Source organism: Endozoicomonas euniceicola (assembly GCF_025562755.1).
In the GTDB taxonomy this organism is placed as follows: Bacteria; Pseudomonadota; Gammaproteobacteria; order Pseudomonadales; family Endozoicomonadaceae; genus Endozoicomonas_A; species Endozoicomonas_A euniceicola.
Map to the genome: position 1 here is coordinate 4,290,032 of NZ_CP103300.1, position 19,794 is coordinate 4,309,825.

The window sequence follows — 19,794 nt, forward strand, 5'->3', positions numbered from 1 at the left end:
GTGAAAACTCAAATGAACAATCGATGAAAATAATAATTGATGACCTTACCAGCCCTTTAATCGCTGATTTCCTTGCACAGCATTTAGACGACATGAGGTCTGTTTCTCCGCCTGAAAGCAGTCACGCTCTCGATATTGAAGCGCTAAAGTCTCCTGAAATTACATTCTGGTCAGTATGGGAGGGCGACAAACTGGCAGGCTGCGCAGCCATAAAAGAGTTAAGCCCGGATCATGCTGAGATCAAATCCATGCGCACCGCTTCTGAATTCAGAAAGAAAGGTGTAGCGTCTTTGCTGCTTGAGCACATTCTCAATATCTCTAACGAGCGTGGTTACAAACGCATCAGTCTGGAAACGGGCTCCATGTCTTTTTTCCATGCAGCTCATCGGCTGTACGAAAAATATGGCTTTGTATTTTGCTCGCCCTTTGGTGAATATAAAGAAGACCCCTATAGCAAATTCATGTCAAAAGAACTCTGCAATGACTGATAAAAAACAAGGCTATCGCTTAACCCGAATTTATACCCGCACTGGCGACAAAGGCACCAGCAGGCTGGGCGATGGACAGGTATTTTCCAAAAGCGATGCGCGCTTTGAAGCCATAGGTACAGTGGATGAGCTGAACAGCTGGATGGGCCTGTTGTTAAACCACTTAAGACCCAGTGGTGACGTAACGGCGGAGCAGTTGTCGACCATTGAGCAGATTCAGCACCGACTGTTTGATGTGGGGGGCGAACTGGCAATGCCCGGCTACCAGCTGATTCAGGAAGAACACACCAAAGCCCTGGAGAGCCTGATCGATGAATTGAATGAACCTTTACCGCCACTGACCAATTTTACTCTGCCCGGTGGCGGCACAACGGCCTGTCATTGTCATATGGTTCGAACCGTTGCCCGGCGTGCAGAGCGCTGTGTCGTACGACTGCAGGAGTCTGGTGTAGAGATTAATGCCCCCTTGCTGATTTACCTGAATCGCTTGTCTGATGTGATGTATGTGTTGTCCCGGCATTGCGCAAGACAGAACGACGGGGAAGTGTTATGGCGGGCATCACCTAAAAGCAAACTGTAAATTTTTCCCAGTGCATAAAAAAACCGATGCATAAAAACCCCGGTGCATAAAAACTATAGTTTCGTTATGATGTGCGCCCCCTGAAAGACGGGGGAATTAACTTCGACCAACCTCAGGGAAGTCATGAAACCCATTGCTTTCTTTCTGGCTTTATCTCTTCTTTCAGTCACTGGTCTTGCTGATCAGGTTTCTGCGCCAGAATCGCCCCGTTGTGTTCAGGATGACCTGAATCGGCGGGTGTGTACGGTTAAACCGGTACAGCGCATTATCTCTCTGGCTCCGAGTGTCACAGAACTGGTGTATGCCGCTGGTGGTGGCGACAAAGTGATAGCCGTTGATGATCACAGTGACTACCCGGAAGCGGTGCAGGCGCTGCCCAGAGTGGGTGGTTATCCGAACACCAGTGTTGAGGCGATTCTGTCAAAGAAGCCTGACCTGGTGATGATCTGGTCAGGAGGCAATGATTCACGGTTATCAGCTCAACTGGAAACCATCGGACTGAATGTCTTCTACGCCGACCCCATTGATTTTGACGGTATCGCATCGGTTATACGACGCATGGGGAAAATCATGGGCACAGAGGCTGTGGCTGAAAAGAATGCCGATGCCTTCTATCAGCACTATCAGTCGATCAGGAAAGAGTTTAGTCAGGCAGAACCTGTGAATGTGTTTTTCGAAATCTGGAATAATCCGTTGATGACGGTCAATGGTGATCAGATTATCAGTCAGGTGATTGAGTTGTGCGGAGGCGTCAATGTTTTTGCCACGGCTCGCCCCAGGGTTCCCAAAGTGGGCATTGAGGCGGTGCTGGCACAAAATCCCGATGCCATCGTCAGCTCGAAAAGTGTTCAGGGCGGCCTCGACATCCAAAGTCGCTGGCAAAAATACCCGCAGATAAAAGCCGTCAAAAATGGCTTTCTGTTCACAATCCCCGGCGACCTGATTACCCGTGCAAGCCCCAGAGTCCTGAAGGGTGCCGAAGTTCTTTGTCAACAATTACAGGATGTCAGGGCTTTCAAGAAAAAATCTGAGCTGACACCTGTGTCGAATGCTGAAAACAGCACAGCACAAGGTAAACACTAAATGTCGTATAAATTGCAGGCAGCCATTGGGGTGGCTATAGCCGGTTTTGTTAATGCTTCCATCGCTGCTGACGACGTGTATCGTCTGGATGATGTGGTGGTTACTGCTTCGCGAACGGCCCAGACTGTAGATCAGGCGCTGGCACCGGTGACGGTGATTACCCGTGAGGAGATTGAGAGGAGTCAGGCTTCCAGTGTGCCGGAATTGCTGGCTCGAACACCCGGTGTACAGATTAAAGCCTATGGTGGCCCGGGTTCTGTTACATCTGCTTTTGTGCGGGGTACTGCCAGCGCTCAAACCCAGGTTCTGGTCGATGGACAGCGAGTGAACAGTTTAACGACTGGAACACCTGAATTACAGTTTTTTGATCCTGATCAGATTGAACGTATTGAAATAGTCAGAGGTGCGGGTGCCAGCCTGTATGGCGCTGATGCGGTAGGCGGCATTATCCAGATATTTACCCGTCAGGGGCAGGGCAAACCTCACGTTAGCCTCAGGGCCGGTGTCGGCAATATGGGAACCCATGAGTTTGGTGTTAATGCCGGTGGTCAGTCAGGAGCGACCCGTTTTAATGTGGGTGCCAAGCTCTATGAAACCGGTGGTTATGACTTTACCAATGATGATTATAGTGCGAATAAGGGTGCCAACCTTGATGACGATGGGTATCGCAATAAATCATTTTCTGCGAGCCTTTCCCGCGAGTTTGATAATGGTGCAGAAGCAGGGGTGAGTCTCTCTCATGCTCAGGGTAAAGTTGAATATGATGCAGCTTTATATCAAGGTACTCCTAGCCCTTATGGTGCGTACAGCCTTTTCAATAATACGTCCTTGGCAGCGTATTATTCGTTACCGGTTAGTGAGCAATGGTTTTCCCGGGTAGATATTGGCTATACCAGAAACAAAAGCAAAGAGCGTGCAGAGAACGTTCCTGATACCGTGACATTTAAGCCGAGCTTTATAGAAACCCGCCGGGTATCTTTACTCTGGCAGAATGATCTGGAATGGCACGACTCTCAGCTGTTGACACTTGGGCTGGATTATTACAACGATTTTGTGGATAAGACCGACAAGTTTGTAAACCCTGAAACCGGCAAAAAAGAAGACTCTCGCTATAACGCAGCCGTGTTTGTTCAGAACCAGTCACGGTTTGAGCGCAGCGATCTGCAACTTTCTGTACGACACGACAAGAATGAAGCTTATGGCAGGAACACGACTGGTAAAGTTGCTTATGGTTACGATTTGCCCAAAGCGATGAGGCTGGTTGCTTCCTATGGCACAGCGTTCAGGGCTCCAACCTTTAACGATCTTTATTATCCTGACACTGGCTATGGTGTTGGCAACCCTGATATTAAGCCTGAAAAATCTGCGAATGCTGAGCTGACACTGAAAGGCAACCATTCAATTGGGCGCTGGGAAGTATCTGTTTTTCAGAATGATATTGATGACCTGATTAACTGGGCTCCAGTGAAACCAGACAGTCGGAAAACTACGCCATCTAATATTGACAAAGCAAGAATAAGAGGATTTGAGGCTTCTTTGAACACTCAGCTGGTTGGCTGGAATATTCGGACATCATTGACGTTGCTTGACCCTAAGGATACGAAGACTGACAAGGTGCTGGTCAGAAGGGCAAAACAAAATCTGGTGGTAGACGCAGACTATCAGTGGAACAAATGGAGCTTTGGCGCAACAGCGAAAGCTCAGGGGCATTCATATAACGATACTGCCAACAAAGACCGTGCTCCTGGCTTTGCCACCTTTGATATTCGTACCGCCTGGCAAGCCAGCAAGGAAGTTAAGCTGGAAGCCAAGCTGACTAACCTGCTCGACAAAGAGTATTACGAGGTGAAAGGTTACCGGAAAGAGCCAAGGGCTGGTCTGGTAAGTGTTATCTGGTCTCCAGAGATTTAATCCACCCGGCAGACCGCCCCTTTTGGTATTAAAGGGGCGGTCTGCTCCTAACGCTTCCAGAGACAAGTCATCTCCCGGTTTGGAAGCTTGAACTTATTCATCAAACAACGCTTCGTACTGAGACCTTAACGTGCTTTTCTGAATTTTACCGGTTGCCGTGACAGGGAAGGTTTCGACGGAGACAATTCGTTTGGGTACTTCAAATCCGGCTAACCGGGCTTTGCAGTGTTGGATTATATCGGCTTTATTAAAAGTCTGGCCGGGGGCGATTTTTACAGCAGCACAGACCGCTTCGCTCCAGCGTGCGTGAGGGACGCCAAAAACGGCTACCTGAACGACACTGGGTGCCGAAAGCAGAACCTGCTCAACCTTTACTGACGCTACATTTTCACCACCGGATTTAATCATGTCTTTCTTCCGGTCAACAAAAACCAGCTGACCACAGTTGTCTATAAAGCCAAGATCGCCAGTATGATGCCAGCCATGCTCACGGATTTTTCGTGACGCCTCTACATCGTCCAGATACCGGTTCATGACCAGTGGACCACGCCAGCAAATTTCTCCCTGCTGACCGGGTGGTAACTCGTTACCCTGTTCATCCAGAATTGCCTGGTCGGTAATCATGGATGGAACGCCCCAGTAATTCGCTTCATCAAGCTCAGTATCACTGTCGTCATAAAAGGTACAGGAGAATGGCGTGAACTCAGACTGACCGCTGACCAGATGGAATCGACAACGTTTAAATGCGGCTTTCAGCTCTCGCATACTGGACGCTGGCATGGGAGCCATGCCATACAGTCCTGCGGTGAGCTGGCTGAAATCAAACTGTTTCAGGTTGGGTAATGCCAGCAGCGCCTGCCACATAACGGGTAATAGCGCTGTACTTTGTATCTGTTCTGCCTCTAAAACCCGGGCGACGTTCAGCGGTTCAAACTGTGGCAACAGAACCAGCTTGCCACCCAGTTGCAGTGTCATTATGCATATGGAAAGTGACGCACAATGGAAGGTGGGTAAAACAGCCAGTTGGCTGTCGTATTTATTGAAACCAAAGCTGAGCGGGTTACTCAAACTGGCCATGTACATTGACAGGTGCGAGGTTTCTACTCCCTTTGGTTTTGAGGTAGTGCCGCTGGAAAAGATAATATGAGCCGTGTCACGGTCATGAATGATAATATCGTCGATATCATGACTGTCCTGACCGGCTGCCAGCTGAGCCAGTGTCAGGCCTTCACTGTCACCAATGGATATCCGGATACTAATGTTGGTTAAGGAGCCGTCAACCGTTAATGGTGCAAAGCGCGGCTCACACACGACAGCTTTTACATTAGCTTTTGACAGGTTGTAATGGATGTCTGCCACAGCCTGTAAAAAGTTAATGGGTATGGCGATAAACCCACCTTTGTAGCAGGCAAACAGTACCGCAAAAAATTCAATGCTGTTGGTAGCCAGCAAGGCTAATGAATCCCCCTGCACCATGCCCTGTTCACGCAGCCCCCTGACCAGCTGGTTACTGAGCTGATTCAGTTCCTTATAAGTCATTGTGCTGCGGCCGTGCTCGCTGTAGCTAACCATAGCCGTTTTATTGGCAGCGTCACGGGATCGCCGTCGCAACATGTCGCCAAGGGCGATCCGTTCAATCAGATTTTTTTCGAGTGCAAGAGGGGTCATTAGCAGGCTCCATTTTCATTGTTGCTATTGTTATCGGGGCCTTGCGAGCTTTTCAACCTGCTGCATCAATAAATATTGATCTATATTGCTCAGGCAATAAAAATTCACATCAGGAGAAGCTCGTGTTCAGGAAAAGCGTACTATTCATTGTGTTCCAGTTTTCATGGCTGGTGATATCAGAAGCGGCTTTGGCACAGTTAACCCAACTGGAAGGCTATAGCCACCGTTTTCAGTATGTTCACGATGACCAGACAATAGATATAAACCTTGATCCGGCAATAGGACGAGTCAATTATATTGCAGCCGTCAAGCTGACAAAATATACACGTTTTTATGTAGAAACGGAAAATGGCAGTCGTTATTTATACGCTTATTATTTCCCCGTTTATCCTGGACTGTTCGCCGATTATTTCAAAGCTGTAGTAACCACGGCTGAGTACTTTTCTGCAGCTTCCACATCATCAGATACTTCAAATAACTTACCTCTTATCATTAAACTTCCAAGAGGTCTTTTACGAGGTATTGATACGCAATTGCAGGAAACAAGAACCTGGACAACAATAGATGTTTCTGAAAGCTCCTGCGATAACTGTCAATCACTGAGGGATATCAGAATTAACAATCCGGCCTCTCAACCTGAATCCACCTGGAAGATATACAATCGTTGTTATTCAGGCAAGTATACCATTCTTGAGGAGCTTTCCATGTTATAAGCCGAGATGAATTGAGATTGGCGACCATTCTGAGAAACTGTTCGAAAAACAAGCCAAAAAACCGGAACAATATCAAATACGCTATTCGATAAAAAGATAGGCATTTTTCGTCTATGGTGATGCTGATTACTTTAATCAGCATTGTCGCTTCTTCAGGTCTATATTACCCGAACAATAAAAAATCACATCAGGAGAAGTAAGTGTTCAGAAAAAGCGTACTATTCATTGTGTTCCAGTTTTCATGGCTGGTGATATCTGAAGCGGCTTTGGCAGAGCTAATCCAACTGGAAGGTCAAAGCCACCGTTTTCAGTATGTTCACGATGACCAGACAATAGACATAAATCTTGATCCGGTAATAGGGGTAGTCTCTTATGTTGCAGCCATTAAGAAAGATGGGGTCATACGTTTTTATATAAAAACAGAAAACGGAGTCCACTATTTATACTTTCATTTCGAAACATACGAGAACCCGGAAGGCCCTTTTGCTAATAACCTGGTGCCAGGTTTTGTTTTTAGCATGGTGTCAGTTTCTGATTCTTCCTGGATGGCAGGCCCTCCTATGACTGGGAGTTACCCAAAACGAACCAGTAAACCAGAACCAGTTCTCAGTGGCCCTGTAAGCGAACACGAAGGGAAAAAGAATGTACATATCTGTGCCTTCCTTTCAGGCTCATCCACTTACAACGATTTGACCGCTCAGGCTGCTTGCTTAGGTAATCACGAGATACTTGAGGAGCTTTCCCTGTTATAAGCCAAGACAAACGGAAGTTTTGTACGTATGTTAAATATAAAGGGCTAAGAAAATATGGGTGATGCCGATAGTTAACAGTTCTGACCACTTCACCAGAACCGACCCTGAGGAGGAGCAAGGATGCTTCTTGTAGTAGTTGTTGCCGCTTTGATTGTTTTGCTGACCGCTGCCCTGTCTGTGATTGAATCTGCCATTATTTATGTTGATGAATTGAGACTGGCGACCATTCTGAGAAACAGCTCGAAAAACAAGCCAAAAAACCGGGACGATATCAAATACGTTATTCGACAAAAAGATAGACATTTGTCGTCTATGGTGGTGCTGATTACGTTAATCAGTATTGCCGGTAGCTCTGTTATTGGCGCGATGGCTGCCCGTGAGTTTAATGACCTTGGTCTGGCGATTTTTACCGCCTTGCTGACTTACTGCATGCTGGTGTTTGCCAAGATTCTGCCCAAACTGTATGCCGTACAGGTGGCCGACAAAGTACTGGACTACACAGCGCCTTTTGTTCGTTTTGTGGCACTCCTGTTACGGCCGGTTATTCGCTTTACTCTGGTGTGGACCCGGCTGTTTGGCATTGAAGACAAGAGAAAGCCAACCCTTGATGAGTTGAAAGGTATTATTCGCCACTACGGCAAGACGGGCATTATTGCCAAAGATGAACGTATGCTGCTGGAACAGGCACTGACTTCTAACCGCACGACATTGAGCAGTCTTCCGGAAGGCTCAGGTCCAACAGTTTGCCTGAAAGCTGAGGCAACCCTGGGTAATGTTCAGGAGCGGGTTCTGGATCAGCCTTATAAGCGCTACCTGGTGGTTGATAATGGTAAAACGACGGGCGTCGTTCTCTACCGGCATCTGACCAGTAGCCTGATACGTGGGCATTATGATAAGAAAGTGGGCGAGCTGGCCAGGCAGGTGGCCTGGCTGGAGCCTGACGTCACCTTGCTGGAAGCGATGCAAACCCTGCATGAAACCCGTTCATCGGTTGCGCTGTTGCGTGGTACCGACCCGGAGAAAACCCGAATGGTGACTGCCAAGCAGATCTATCGGGCGATTCTCCAGAGCGCCTGATTTCCATGCTATGCGCTGCTCAGTTTCTGCTATGCTCAGTCTCCGCACAATTAATAAGCAACAAGAAAGGTATGCAGTATGAGTCTTGAAGCTAGAGTCAAAGCGCTTGAAGAGAACCATGTTCATTGGGATCAGGTACTTACCGGTGTTGAAGGTACTATCGCACTTATCTTAAATGAGCAACGAGACAAATTTAAGAAAGTTGATCAGCACCTTAAACAGCAAGATCGACGGCTGGACAAAATAGAAGAACTACTTATCCAGATCGTTAATAACCTTGCTTCCAGATAACTTGCGCTTGACAACGGTTCCCACCGGGAGCCTTACGCTATTTGACTGAATCAATTTCAACTTCAGTCAAATAACGCCACTCACCGGGAGCCAGCTTTTCGTCCAGCTCTATCTGACCAACCCGTTCCCGGTGCAGCCCCACTACTTTGTTACCCAGTGCAGCAAACATTCGCTTAACCTGATGGTACTTACCCTCGGTAATGGTAAGCAGCACTTCAGTGGGCGACAGTATTTCCAGCGTTGACGGTTTGGTAACGGCTTTTTCGTTACGCAGCTCAACGCCTTTGGCGAAAGCTTCAATAGCGCTGTCCTGAATGGGGTCCGCTAATTCCACACGATAACGTTTACCGCATACTTTTTTGGGCGACATCAGTTTATGCGACCACTGCCCATCGTCAGTGATCAGCAACAGGCCGGTGGTATCCACATCCAGTCGCCCGGCAATGTGCAGGGTGCTGACTTTATCAATATCCAGCAGGTTCAGGACAGAAGGGTAATCGTCGTCCGCGGTAGAGCTGATAAAGTCAACCGGCTTGTTCAGCATGATGTAGCGTGGGCCACGTAAAGACAGCAGGTTGCCTTCAATTCGCACTTCCGCCGCTTCCGGTACTTTGAAACTGCCGGTTTTGATCACCTTGCCATTGCAGGTGACTTCTCCGCCACGCAGCAGCCGTTTGGCTTCTGCCCGGCTGAGTTCAGTGCTTTCACACAAATATTTATCAAGGCGCATGGTTACTTCTGCTTTGTCGCCCAGTCCAGAAAGCTTTTGCGAGTCGCGCTGTCAGCTTCCATGTACCAGTATTTCAGCATGCGTTCAGCCATAACGTTTTCTTCCGGCGTATTGTTGTTGGCGCCGGAATAAACTGAGCTATCCTGTTGGGCATTGGCAAAGCCGTTGGCAAACTCATCCATCTGAACACCAGCCAGTTCCGGGAAGGCTGCTTCGTTATCGCTCAGGTTAAATTTGCGGACATCGGCAGCATAGTTGCGACCAATCTGAATACCACGGGAAGGCAGGGTCGCAATCTCAAAGGGAACGTCTTCCTGCTTTTCATTCACCACGGTGATTTTGCTGGCAGGGTCGCGGTTGATGGCATCAGCCTGTCGTCTGTTAATCAATCGTGGCGCTTCAATCATATAGTGATGACCGTCCAGCGGGTGAAAACTGATCACAAAAGGTCTGGAAGTAAATTGTTCAATATGATCACCAGAGCCGAGGGTTTCTTTCAGTTCAAAGACCACCTGGTGACGCTTTTTAGTCAGTTTGATGGAATCGCCCCGGTGCAGGTCAAGGTCTTTAGCAGCCTTGCCGTCAAGCACCAGTAGCTCTGCTTTGGCGGGCAGTTTGAGAGTGCTGTTCAGCTCGGCAAAGGCGGGCAAGCTTATTAATGTCAGGGTGAAAAACGGGAACAGCAGGGCTTGCAATGTACTGGCAGCTTTCTTAGTAGCTTGCGTAGCAACTCGCATGATAACAACCTTCATCAGTAAATATCCAAAGGAGGCACAAAATGCCGCAGAGATGCCGCAAAAGCAAGTGTGAATGTCTCTGCTGAGGGCTTTCAGGGCGTGAATTCTTGATGCTAACTACTTATACTTGCCGCACTTAACATTAACTAATCATACTTATGAACCAAACCGTAGAAACAGGCAACGTGACCGATATTAACGCAGATGTTGTGGTCATCGGTGGCGGTATCGCCGGGCTCTGGCTGTTTAATACCCTGAACAAACAGGGTTATAAGGCCCTGCTGCTGGAAGATGAAACCCTGGGAGGCGGACAGACGATCAAGTCCCAGGGCATTGTTCATGGCGGAACCAAGTACACACTGTCTGGCAATCTGACCAAGGCCGCGGATTGCATTGCCGGTATGCCCCAGCGCTGGCGCGATGCCCTGGCCGGAGAGGGGGATGTTGACCTGAGCGATGCGAAAGTGTTGTCTGAATACCACTATCTGTGGTCTCCGGGTGATATTGCGTCACGCATGACCTCCTTCTTTGCCAGCAAGGCGCTACGCGGACGTGTGAACCAGGTCAAAGAGCGTGAAAGTCTGCCAGCGATTTTCCGTAACGACAGTTTTCGTGGCACGGTTTATAAGCTGAACGAGATTGTTCTGGATATTCAGACGGTGGTAAAAAGTCTGGTCAGAGGGCTGGAGTCCCGCACTCTGAAGGTTGACTGGACCCCTGACAGTGGCGACTCACGTCTTGTGACGGATAATGGTGAGATTGCCTTTATTGAGCATACTCAGGGCAATGTGACCTATCGAATCCATGCCCGCAAATTTGTACTGACTGCCGGTGAAGGCGCACGTACCCTGATGGGACGCTGGGGCATCAGCGAACCAGAAATGCAGCTGCGTCCGTTGCACATGGTCATGGTGAAGCACACCCATCCTGATCCTCTTTATGCCCACTGCCTGGGTATCAAAACGGTGCCACGGATGACAGTGACCAGCCACCCGACAGAAGACGGCCAGTGGGTCTGGTATCTGGGCGGTGAGATTGCTGAAGATGGTGTAGAGCGTACGCCGGAAGAACAGATTCGTGTGGCGCGTCGGGAACTGGCAGATATCCTGCCCTGGGTAAACTTCGATAACGCCCAGTGGTCAACCTTGCGGGTTAATCGTGCAGAGCCTAAACAGTCCAGGTTGCTGCGTCCGGATGCCGCTTTCTGTCAATCGATGGGCAATGGCATTGTCACCTGGCCGACCAAGCTGGCGCTGGCTCCGAACCTTGCGGACGAAGTGGGTAACCTTCTTGGCGCAGACAGTATTCAACCTTCAGGCAATGAGGAATTTGCACTGCCAGCAAACCTGAAACACCCCCAAGTCTGTGAACAGTTCTGGAGCAAGCATTTTGACTGACCCCCTGTTACCAATCCGGCCTGTACCCGGTACTGACATTGCGGTGTCGCCTATTGGCTTTGGCACCGTCAAGCTGGGGCGGGACCAGCAGGTGAAATACCCGCAGGGATTTAAGATTCCTGACAATCAGGCGGCCAGCGATTTGCTGGCTCTGGCCCGGTCCCTGGGCATTAATCTGCTGGATACGGCACCCGCCTACGGCACCAGTGAAAAAAGACTGGGCAAACTGCTGAAAGGCCAGCGTCAGGACTGGGTGATTTGCAGCAAGGTGGGTGAAGAGTTTATTGAGGGTGAGTCCCGCTTTGACTTTTCACCGGAGTACATTCGGTTCAGTATTGAGCGCAGCCTTAAACGACTGAAGACCGATTACATTGATATGGTACTGGTTCATTCCAGTGGCGATGATATCAATATTATTCAGCAGTATGGTTGTCTCGAAGTGCTGGCCGACCTGAAGAAAGAAGGTCTGGTTCGTGCTACTGGAATGTCTACCAAAACAGTAGACGGCGGTATTCTGGCACTGGAACAATCCGATATTGCCATGGTGACTTATAACCTTAATGAACAGGCTGAAAAACCGGTTCTGGACTATGCCGAGAAACACGACAAAGGAATTTTAATTAAAAAGGCACTGGCCAGTGGGCATGCCTGTCTGGAAGGTGAGGACCCGGTTGAGAAAAGCATGGAGCTGGTGTTTGGTCACCCGGCGGTTGCTTCGGCGATTATCGGGACGATTAATCCAAAACACCTTCGGGAAAATGTTGAAACATGTGCCAGGGTTTTGAGGAAACAGTCCTGATCAGGAGGAAGCGGGAAGATAACCGGCCTTCCCGCTATGTGCCTAAGGAGCGCAGCATTCAATAACTTACCGGGCTTTTGGCTTTTGGCTTTTGGCTTTTGGCTGTTGGCTATTAGCTGCTCATAAAGCCAACAGCCAACAGCCAACAGCCAACAGCCAACCGCCAACCGCGGTATATTTTAATCTTCAGCTCCCCTAAGCCGTTTCTTTTACCGACTCATCAGTGCGGATTTTTTCAACAATAGCGGTCGTTGAACAGTTATCCAGAAACGCCAGCACTTTCACATCGCCACCATACTCGTAAACGATGTCGGCACCGACTACTTCGTCAATGCTGTAGTCTCCACCTTTTACCAGTACGTCGGGCTTAACCAGATGCAGCAGGTTTTCCGGGGTGTCTTCATTAAAGCTGACTACCCAGTCTACCGCTTCCAGGCCTGCCAGCACCGCCATACGACGGTCCTCGGTATTGATAGGCCTACCTTCGCCCTTCAGGCGCTTAACCGAGTTATCGCTGTTGATCGCCAGTACCAGGCGGTCGCCCTGTCTGCGAGCCTGTTCCAGATAGCCCACATGCCCGGCATGGATGATATCGAAACAGCCATTGGTAAAGACGATTTTTTCACCGTGGGCGCGGGCATCTTCAATGGCAATTATCAGCTGGTCAGTGGTGACAATGCCGCGTTCTGCGCCCAGCTCCCGGTTCACTTCACGACGCAGCTCGGGCATGCTGATGGTGGCCGTGCCCAGTTTGCCAACGACAATGCCTGCCGCAATGTTAGCAATAGCCGCCGCCTGGGGTAGCTCTGAACCGGCTGCCAGCGCTGCTGCCAGCGTTGAAATAACGGTGTCGCCAGCACCGGTTACATCAAACACTTCCCTGGCTCGTGCAGGCAGGTGAACTTCCTGACTGTCTTTACAGATCAGTGTCATGCCGTGTTCACTGCGGGTGATCAGCAGGGCTTCCAGCTCCAGTTCCTGCATCAGTTGCTGGCCTTTGTCGACCAGCTCCTGTTCGTCTTTGCAGTGACCGACTACCGTCTCAAACTCTTGCAGGTTGGGCGTAATCACAGAGGCTCCGCGATAACGCTTAAAGTCAGTACCTTTAGGGTCAACCAGAACCGGAATGTTGCGGGTGCGAGCCGTGCAAATCAGTTGCTGGTGGTTTTGCAGTGTGCCTTTGTTGTAGTCAGACAGTACCACGGCATCAATGTTATCCAGCAATGCGGCGGTTTTCTCTTCCAGAATATCGCTGCTCAGGCTGTGGAACGCTTCTTCACGGTCCAGACGAATCAGCTGCTGGTGCTGGCTGATAACCCGCAGTTTGGTGATGGTTCGAGTGTCTGGCATGCGGGCAAAGTCGCAGAACACCCCGGCTGCTTCGAGCCGGGTTTGCAGGGCATCAGCCGCTTCGTCATCACCGGTGGCTGCAATCAGCCATGCAGGCGCTCCGAGAGAGGCAATGTTCAGAGCAACGTTACCCGCGCCGCCCGGACGGTCTTCCTCCTGACCAATACGGACAACCGGTACTGGCGCTTCCGGAGAGATTCGTGAAGTCGCACCATGCCAGTAGCGGTCCAGCATTACGTCGCCAACCACCAGGACCCGGGCCTGGTCGAAACGGGGCAGAGTCAATTTCATTCAGTGTATTCCACTTTCATTTTTGCCTTCCTTTGGAAGGCGAGGGCTGGTCGTATTGACCAGCCCTCATATCGAACAGAGTTAAAACAGTATCAGGCTGGCGAATGTAATTACAGCGCTTCCAGCAGGGCTTCCTGATTTTCCTTGAACTGCAATTTGTGCAATTTGGCGTAGTGACCACCTTTGGCCAGCAGTTCAGCATGGTTGCCAGTTTCGATAATCTGCCCCTTATCCATCACCAGAATCCGGTCGGCATTTTCAATGGTGGACAGTCGGTGGGCAATCACCAGCGTGGTTCGCCCTTTCATAACCTCTTCCAGCGCCGCCTGTATATGGCGCTCGGATTCTGTATCCAGCGCTGAGGTCGCTTCATCAAGGATAAGAATCGGGGCGTCTTTCAAAATCGCTCTGGCAATGGCCAGGCGTTGACGCTGACCACCGGAAAGCAGCACGCCGTCTTCGCCGACCAGCGTATCAAAACCTTCAGGCATGTTGGCAATAAACTCACTGGCATAAGCCGCATCGGCAGCCGCTTTGACGTCGGCTTCACGGGTTTTATCCAGCAAACCATAGGCGATATTGCGGTTTACCGTGTCGTTAAACAGGGTGACATTCTGGTCAACCAGGGCAATATGGCTGCGCAGGTTTCTCAGGGCAAAGTCTTCGATATCGGTGCCGTCCAGAAGAATCTGCCCTTGCCCGTGATTGTAAAAACGGGGTACCAGATTGGCTAACGTGGTTTTGCCCGAACCGGAGCGACCCACCAGGGCTACGGTCTGACCGGGTTCTACGGTAAAGCTGATATTGTCCAGCGCGGGACGTTCAGCATTGGGATACTGGAAGGTGACATCTTTGAATTCCAGGCGACCTTCGATTTTCCCGGAGGTGAAAGAGCCGTGATCAGGTTCAGGCGTTTCATCCGCCATTTTAAAGATACTTTCCGCAGCGGCAATACCTTTCTGGATGTTGGCATTCACTTCACTGAGCTGGCGAATAGGTTTCGGGAGCAGGGCGGCTGCGGTCACAAAGCTGACCAGAGAAGCCGTGGTCGCATCACCCTTCAGCCAGAGTACCAGAAAGAACAGAATTGCCAGGGCGGAATTCACCAGCAGTTGCAGGGTGGGGGTGTGAATAGCTGACGCCTTAACCATCTTCAGGTTCTGACGGGTGTTTTTGGCACTGGCATCGCTAAATCGACCTTTTTCGTAGTCTTCGCCGCCGAAGCCCCGCACGACTCTGTAACCGCTAATGGTTTCAGAGCTAACGTGTGTCAGGTCGCCCATGGTGTCCTGAATCTTTGAACTCAGCTTGCGGAAACGCTTGCTGGCTGTGGTCACGACCAAAGCAATCAGGGGAGCCACTGCAAAGAATACCAGCGTCAGCTTCCAGTTGGTCATCAGCAGGTAAGTAATCAGGAAAACAACCGTCAAACCTTCGCGCACCACCACTTTGATAGCGTCCGTAGCGGCAGTGGTCACCAGGCTGACATTGTAGGTAATACGGGCTATGAGATGACCGGAGTTATTGTTGTCGAAATATTCATTAGGCAGTTGCACCATGTGGTTAAACATCAGGCGGCGCAGGTCGTGGACGACATTCATGGAAACCTTGGCAAGGTAGTAGTTCCCTAAAAAAGAGCCAATACCGCGCAAAATAGCAATGACGGTTATAACGATGGGTATCAGTGCTGCCGAGGCAAACACTTCAATGGGGATAAAGCCACCCAGGTCTTTGCTGATGGTGGCGTGACTGCCCTCCAGTGCTTCTACAAAATACTCCAGCAGCCGGGCAAAAGCTGGCTGGCTTAATGCAAACAGGGCGTAGCCGAGCAGGCTGATAACAAAGAAGCCGGTGTAGGGCTTTACATAGGTCAATAGCCGCAGATAAATCTGCAGGCCACTGGCCTTGGCTGGTTCTGACATGGCCATTAAAAATCAATCAGTTAAAGTGTTCGCTATTGTGGATGAAGTCACAGCATTGCTCAATGCAAACCGAGTCAAGACTATGAAAAAGCAGCGAGTCGGGAATATTAGCACAAATGTGCAATGGTGATGGGAGAGGTGGCAACGGGAAGGGTTGGGGGGTGTTTACTGGCCGCCATTCGCGCTATTTCGACGATTGCTATGAGCATTTTTCATTGGTATGCGGTAATATTCAGCGCTTTTTAATTTTCCCCGGTTATTGCAGGTAAATATCAGGTGATGCGGCGGCTGTTTGGCAAGCGACTTTCTGACAGGGATTTTCAGGCCTTGCGCAAGGGAGCAGAAGTGATCGAGTACGATGGGGACGGCGATAAAGTCCTGCGTCTGAACGATGGCTCGTTCCTGAAATTGTTTAAGGTAAAAAGCCGGTTCAGTTCAGCCCGCTTCCTGCCCTATTCTGTTCGTTTTGCAAGAAATGCCGACAGGTTGCACCGGTTGAATATTCCGACGGTGAAGATCATTAACTGCTACCGTATACCTTCTATTGCAAGAACCGCGGTGCATTATCAGCCCCTGCCCGGCAAAACCCTGCGGCAGGTGCTGCCTCTGGTCAGCGGGCAGCAGAGGCAACAGTTACTGGCAGACAACGCCCGACTGATCGCCAGAATGCACAGGCTGGGCGTATATTTTCGCTCTGCGCACCTGGGTAATATTGTGCAACAGCCCGACGGCACTCTCGGGCTGATCGATATTGCCGATATGCGCTTTAGCTTCGGCGCTCTGAAAAAAGAGTTGTGCTTCAGGAATTTTCGCCACATGTCCCGTTATGAGGTCGATGTGGCTTACCTGCTTGAAAATAACACGTTTCCTTCGGTGTATGCGGAACAGGCCAATATGGACGCCGGAGAAGTGACCCGTGTTATTCAGTCAGGGACTGTAAACGAGATTTGATGAGAGAAATACAGTGATAGAAAAACTTCGTAACATTGCGATTATCGCCCACGTTGACCACGGTAAAACGACGCTGGTAGACAAACTGCTGCAACAGTCCGGCACGCTGGGTCGTAAGGATCAGGGTGCAGAGCGCATTATGGATTCCAATGACCAGGAAAGAGAGCGCGGCATTACCATCCTGGCGAAAAACACGGCGATCAACTGGCAGGATTTCCACATCAATATTGTGGACACGCCGGGACACGCCGACTTCGGTGGCGAAGTAGAACGGGTTCTGTCCATGGTGGACTCCGTATTGCTGCTGGTAGACGCCGTGGACGGCCCAATGCCGCAGACACGTTTTGTGACCCAGAAGGCGTTCGAACAGGGTCTGCGTCCGATTGTCGTGATTAACAAGATTGACCGTCCGGGCGCTCGCCCTGACTGGGTAATGGATGAAGTCTTTGACCTGTTTGACCGCCTGGGTGCAACCGAAGAACAGCTGGACTTCCCGGTCATTTACGCGTCTGCCCTGAACGGTATTGCCGGTAATGACCCTGAGAGCATGGCAGAAGATATGACGCCACTGTTTGAGATGATTACCCGTAACGTACCGGCTCCTGAAGTCGATGTTGACGCGCCCTTCCAGATGCAGGTATCTGCCCTGGATTACAGCAGCTTCCTGGGAGTTATCGGTGTCGGTCGTATCACCCGTGGTTCCCTCAAGCCTTCCACCCCGATCAAGCTGATCGGTGCCGATGGCAAGGTGCGCAGCGCCAAGATTCTGAAAGTGATGGGGCATCTGGGTCTGGAGCGTGTGGACGTAGAAGAGGCCCGTGCGGGTGATATCGTCTGCGTGACCGGTATCGACAAGCTGAATATTTCCGATACCCTGTGCCACCCGGATCATGTTGAAGCGTTGCCACCACTGACCGTGGACGAGCCAACCGTTAGCATGACCTTCCAGGTGAACGACTCTCCGTTTGCCGGTCAGGACGGTAAGTTCGTGACCTCCCGTAATATTAAGGATCGTCTGGAGCAGGAACTGCTGCACAACGTTGCCCTGCGGGTAGAACAGGGCGACAGCGCCGACAAGTTCAAAGTATCGGGTCGTGGTGAATTGCACCTGTCGGTTCTGATTGAAACCATGCGCCGTGAAGGCTTCGAGCTGGGTGTTTCCCGTCCGGAAGTGGTTGTGCGTGAGATTGACGGTGTTAAACAGGAGCCTTACGAGCAGGTAGTCGTTGACATCGAAGAAGAGCATCAGGGTTCCCTGATGGAAGAGATGGGTCTGCGTAAAGCCGAGCTGACCAACATGGTACCGGACGGTAAAGGTCGTGTACGTCTGGAATTTGTCATGCCAGCCCGTGGCCTGATCGGTTTCCGTTCCCAGTTCCTGACCATGACTTCCGGCAGCGGTATCCTGACCAATGTCTTTGATCACTACGGTGTGGTGAAAGACGGTGAAGTCAGTCATCGTCAGAATGGTGTGCTGGTTTCCATGGTCAACGGTAAGGTGCTGGGTTATGCCCTGTGGAACCTGCAAGACCGTGGTCGTTTGTTCCTGCCGCCTAACGTTGACGTCTATGAAGGTCAGATCGTCGGTCTGCACAATCGTGATAACGACCTGGTGGTTAACCCGACTAAGGGTAAGCAGCTGACCAACGTTCGTGCATCCGGCTCCGATGAAAACATTCAGCTGACGCCACCTATTCGTCACTCTCTGGAGCAGGCTCTGGAGTTTATCGATGACGATGAACTGGTCGAGGTAACCCCTAACCATATCCGTCTGCGTAAGAAGTTCCTGAAGGAACACGAGCGTAAGCGTGCCAGCCGGTCTAAATAAAATGACCAGCGTATAAAGAAAGGGGCTTTATGCCCCTTTCTTTATCTTTTTTTATATAAAAAGAGCCCGATAAATAACAGTTTTTTCCTATCCTTCTGTCTTCCCACTCACGTTATTTCAGAGTATGTTTAACTTGAACGTCATAGTCTGTCGGTCGCACCCTGAAGGAAGGTTCATGCATACGCTCTACCCTGCCATCAAACCTTACGCCACCCACTATCTGAAAGTGGATAAGCTTCATGAACTGTATGTCGAGGAGAGTGGAAGTCCGGACGGCGTTCCGGTTCTGTTTATTCATGGTGGTCCCGGGGCAGGGAGTTCAGAGAAGTCCCGACGTTTTTTTGATCCGGAAAAGTACCGCATTATTGTGTTTGACCAACGTGGCTGCGGTCACTCCAAACCGCACCTGGAGCTGAAAGACAACACCACTGCGCATCTGGTTGAGGATATTGAAAAGATTCGCGCTTTCCTCAAAGTGGATAGCTGGGTGCTGTTTGGAGGCTCCTGGGGATCGACTCTGGCACTGGTTTATGCCCAGGCTCATCCGGCAAAGGTCAATGGACTGATCCTGCGTGGTATCTTTCTTGCCCGGCAACAGGAACAGGACTGGCTTTACGGGCCTGATGGTGTCGCCCGAATCTTTCCTGACCACTGGGCGCATTTTGCAGAGATTATTCCTGAAGAAGAACGCGGCGATATGTTGAGGGCGTATCATCGTCGTCTAATGGGGAATAACGAGCTGGCTCGTATGAACGCCGCCAAACACTGGTCTCTCTGGGAGGGCAGAATCAGTTCGCTGCGACCGAACCAGGAGATGGAAGATGAAGCCGCTGACCCACACTACGCTATGGCTATCGCACGCATTGAAGCTCACTACTTTGTGAATGATGCCTTTCTCAAGCCGGGACAGATTATCAGTAACATGGGACTGATTGACAAGATTCCCGGCATTATTATCCATGGTCGTTACGATATGGTTTGCCCGTTGGATAACGCAGCGGAACTGGCCTCTCACTGGACAAAAGCCGAGCTTCTGGTGATTCGGGATGCAGGCCATGCTGCCACTGAAGCTTCTATTACCGATGCCCTGGTGCGTGCCTCGGACAAGTTTGCCCGCCAGTTTGAGTGTTAAAGCAAGGCTCCCGTGCCGGGAGCTTTGCTGACCGAAAATCAGATTGCAGGGTTTATGGATAGCGCTTTCTCCTGAGTGTTTTCTGAAAACTAGA

General features: G+C 50.3%; 18 protein-coding genes. 13 read left to right on the forward strand and 5 right to left on the reverse strand.

Features of this window, described 5'->3' with window-relative positions:
* The first annotated feature begins 23 nt into the window (after window positions 1–23).
* The 4 genes from NX720_RS17185 to NX720_RS17200 all read left to right on the forward strand — a co-directional run bounded on the left by NX720_RS17185 (window position 24) and on the right by NX720_RS17200 (window position 4,062).
* On the forward strand, window positions 24–488 hold the full coding sequence (locus NX720_RS17185) for a GNAT family N-acetyltransferase (protein ID WP_262596195.1): 465 nt from the start codon (window positions 24–26) through the stop codon (window positions 486–488).
* Window positions 481–1,068 carry a cob(I)yrinic acid a,c-diamide adenosyltransferase gene (locus NX720_RS17190; RefSeq protein WP_262596197.1) on the forward strand — a complete coding sequence of 196 codons (588 nt, stop codon included), beginning with the start codon at window positions 481–483 and terminating at the stop codon, window positions 1,066–1,068. Before NX720_RS17185 ends, NX720_RS17190 begins: the two co-directional genes overlap by 8 nt.
* 123 nt (window positions 1,069–1,191) lie before the next feature.
* Window positions 1,192–2,151, forward strand: coding sequence for a cobalamin-binding protein (locus NX720_RS17195; RefSeq protein ID WP_262596199.1), 960 nt, complete (start codon window positions 1,192–1,194; stop codon window positions 2,149–2,151).
* Window positions 2,152–4,062, forward strand: coding sequence for a TonB-dependent receptor domain-containing protein (locus tag NX720_RS17200; protein ID WP_262596200.1), 1,911 nt, complete (start codon window positions 2,152–2,154; stop codon window positions 4,060–4,062).
* 93 nt (window positions 4,063–4,155) lie between these two features.
* On the opposite strand, the gene NX720_RS17205 is transcribed toward NX720_RS17200, so the two are convergent.
* Window positions 4,156–5,730, reverse strand: coding sequence for a class I adenylate-forming enzyme family protein (locus NX720_RS17205; protein WP_262596201.1), 1,575 nt, complete (start codon window positions 5,728–5,730; stop codon window positions 4,156–4,158).
* Here NX720_RS17205 and NX720_RS17210 point away from each other — a divergent pair.
* The 4 genes from NX720_RS17210 to NX720_RS17225 all read left to right on the forward strand — a co-directional run bounded on the left by NX720_RS17210 (window position 5,715) and on the right by NX720_RS17225 (window position 8,563).
* The gene (locus NX720_RS17210) at window positions 5,715–6,443 is read left to right on the forward strand and encodes a hypothetical protein (RefSeq protein ID WP_262596202.1); all 729 of its coding nucleotides are present in this window, start codon (window positions 5,715–5,717) and stop codon (window positions 6,441–6,443) included. The genes NX720_RS17205 and NX720_RS17210 overlap by 16 nt on opposite strands.
* Before the next feature lie 200 nt (window positions 6,444–6,643).
* Entirely contained in the window at window positions 6,644–7,195 is a 552-nt protein-coding gene (locus NX720_RS17215; protein ID WP_262596203.1) for a hypothetical protein, read from the forward strand.
* 120 nt (window positions 7,196–7,315) lie between these two features.
* The gene (locus NX720_RS17220) at window positions 7,316–8,272 is read left to right on the forward strand and encodes a CNNM domain-containing protein (RefSeq protein ID WP_262596204.1); all 957 of its coding nucleotides are present in this window, start codon (window positions 7,316–7,318) and stop codon (window positions 8,270–8,272) included.
* 78 nt (window positions 8,273–8,350) lie between these two features.
* Entirely contained in the window at window positions 8,351–8,563 is a 213-nt protein-coding gene (locus NX720_RS17225; RefSeq protein ID WP_262596206.1) for a hypothetical protein, read from the forward strand.
* Window positions 8,564–8,600: 37 nt separating this feature from the next.
* Here NX720_RS17225 and rsuA read toward each other — a convergent pair whose 3' ends face one another.
* Window positions 8,601–9,293 carry a 16S rRNA pseudouridine(516) synthase RsuA gene (rsuA, locus tag NX720_RS17230; protein WP_262596208.1) on the reverse strand — a complete coding sequence of 231 codons (693 nt, stop codon included), beginning with the start codon at window positions 9,291–9,293 and terminating at the stop codon, window positions 8,601–8,603.
* 2 nt (window positions 9,294–9,295) lie between these two features.
* Entirely contained in the window at window positions 9,296–10,030 is a 735-nt protein-coding gene (locus tag NX720_RS17235; protein ID WP_262596210.1) for a YccT family protein, read from the reverse strand.
* Between the two features lie 158 nt (window positions 10,031–10,188).
* Here NX720_RS17235 and NX720_RS17240 point away from each other — a divergent pair, with 158 nt between their 5' ends.
* Window positions 10,189–11,427, forward strand: coding sequence for an NAD(P)/FAD-dependent oxidoreductase (locus tag NX720_RS17240; RefSeq protein ID WP_262596211.1), 1,239 nt, complete (start codon window positions 10,189–10,191; stop codon window positions 11,425–11,427).
* On the forward strand, window positions 11,420–12,226 hold the full coding sequence (locus NX720_RS17245; RefSeq protein WP_262596213.1) for an aldo/keto reductase: 807 nt from the start codon (window positions 11,420–11,422) through the stop codon (window positions 12,224–12,226). Before NX720_RS17240 ends, NX720_RS17245 begins: the two co-directional genes overlap by 8 nt.
* Window positions 12,227–12,421: 195 nt before the next feature.
* On the opposite strand, the gene hldE is transcribed toward NX720_RS17245, so the two are convergent.
* Window positions 12,422–13,867 carry a bifunctional D-glycero-beta-D-manno-heptose-7-phosphate kinase/D-glycero-beta-D-manno-heptose 1-phosphate adenylyltransferase HldE gene (hldE, locus tag NX720_RS17250; RefSeq protein WP_262596215.1) on the reverse strand — a complete coding sequence of 482 codons (1,446 nt, stop codon included), beginning with the start codon at window positions 13,865–13,867 and terminating at the stop codon, window positions 12,422–12,424.
* A 110-nt stretch (window positions 13,868–13,977) separates the two neighbouring features.
* On the reverse strand, window positions 13,978–15,795 hold the full coding sequence (msbA, locus tag NX720_RS17255; protein WP_318654055.1) for a lipid A export permease/ATP-binding protein MsbA: 1,818 nt from the start codon (window positions 15,793–15,795) through the stop codon (window positions 13,978–13,980).
* A gap of 273 nt (window positions 15,796–16,068) precedes the next feature.
* On the opposite strand from msbA, the gene NX720_RS17260 reads away from it, so the two are divergent.
* The 3 genes from NX720_RS17260 (at window position 16,069) to pip (ending at window position 19,700) form a co-directional block, all read left to right on the forward strand.
* Entirely contained in the window at window positions 16,069–16,740 is a 672-nt protein-coding gene (locus NX720_RS17260) for a protein kinase family protein (RefSeq protein ID WP_262596217.1), read from the forward strand.
* Window positions 16,741–16,753: 13 nt separating this feature from the next.
* Window positions 16,754–18,568 (forward strand): translational GTPase TypA, encoded by a 1,815-nt coding sequence (typA, locus tag NX720_RS17265; protein WP_262596219.1) that lies wholly within the window; start codon window positions 16,754–16,756, stop codon window positions 18,566–18,568.
* Window positions 18,569–18,743: 175 nt separating this feature from the next.
* Window positions 18,744–19,700, forward strand: a complete 957-nt coding sequence (pip, locus tag NX720_RS17270) for a prolyl aminopeptidase (RefSeq protein WP_262596221.1) — start codon at window positions 18,744–18,746, stop codon at window positions 19,698–19,700.
* Window positions 19,701–19,794: the final 94 nt, after the last annotated feature.

Coding starts and splice junctions, on each gene's coding strand:
- NX720_RS17220 (WP_262596204.1), top strand. CDS start 7,316: ATGCTTCTTGTAGTAGTTGTTGCCGCTTTGATTGTTTTGCTGACCGCT.
- NX720_RS17200 (WP_262596200.1), top strand. CDS start 2,152: ATGTCGTATAAATTGCAGGCAGCCATTGGGGTGGCTATAGCCGGTTTT.
- NX720_RS17260 (WP_262596217.1), top strand. CDS start 16,069: ATGCGGCGGCTGTTTGGCAAGCGACTTTCTGACAGGGATTTTCAGGCC.
- hldE (WP_262596215.1), bottom strand. CDS start 13,867: ATGAAATTGACTCTGCCCCGTTTCGACCAGGCCCGGGTCCTGGTGGTT.
- NX720_RS17205 (WP_262596201.1), bottom strand. CDS start 5,730: ATGACCCCTCTTGCACTCGAAAAAAATCTGATTGAACGGATCGCCCTT.
- NX720_RS17195 (WP_262596199.1), top strand. CDS start 1,192: ATGAAACCCATTGCTTTCTTTCTGGCTTTATCTCTTCTTTCAGTCACT.
- rsuA (WP_262596208.1), bottom strand. CDS start 9,293: ATGCGCCTTGATAAATATTTGTGTGAAAGCACTGAACTCAGCCGGGCA.
- NX720_RS17190 (WP_262596197.1), top strand. CDS start 481: ATGACTGATAAAAAACAAGGCTATCGCTTAACCCGAATTTATACCCGC.
- pip (WP_262596221.1), top strand. CDS start 18,744: ATGCATACGCTCTACCCTGCCATCAAACCTTACGCCACCCACTATCTG.
- NX720_RS17235 (WP_262596210.1), bottom strand. CDS start 10,030: ATGCGAGTTGCTACGCAAGCTACTAAGAAAGCTGCCAGTACATTGCAA.
- NX720_RS17240 (WP_262596211.1), top strand. CDS start 10,189: ATGAACCAAACCGTAGAAACAGGCAACGTGACCGATATTAACGCAGAT.
- NX720_RS17185 (WP_262596195.1), top strand. CDS start 24: ATGAAAATAATAATTGATGACCTTACCAGCCCTTTAATCGCTGATTTC.
- NX720_RS17225 (WP_262596206.1), top strand. CDS start 8,351: ATGAGTCTTGAAGCTAGAGTCAAAGCGCTTGAAGAGAACCATGTTCAT.
- msbA (WP_318654055.1), bottom strand. CDS start 15,795: ATGGCCATGTCAGAACCAGCCAAGGCCAGTGGCCTGCAGATTTATCTG.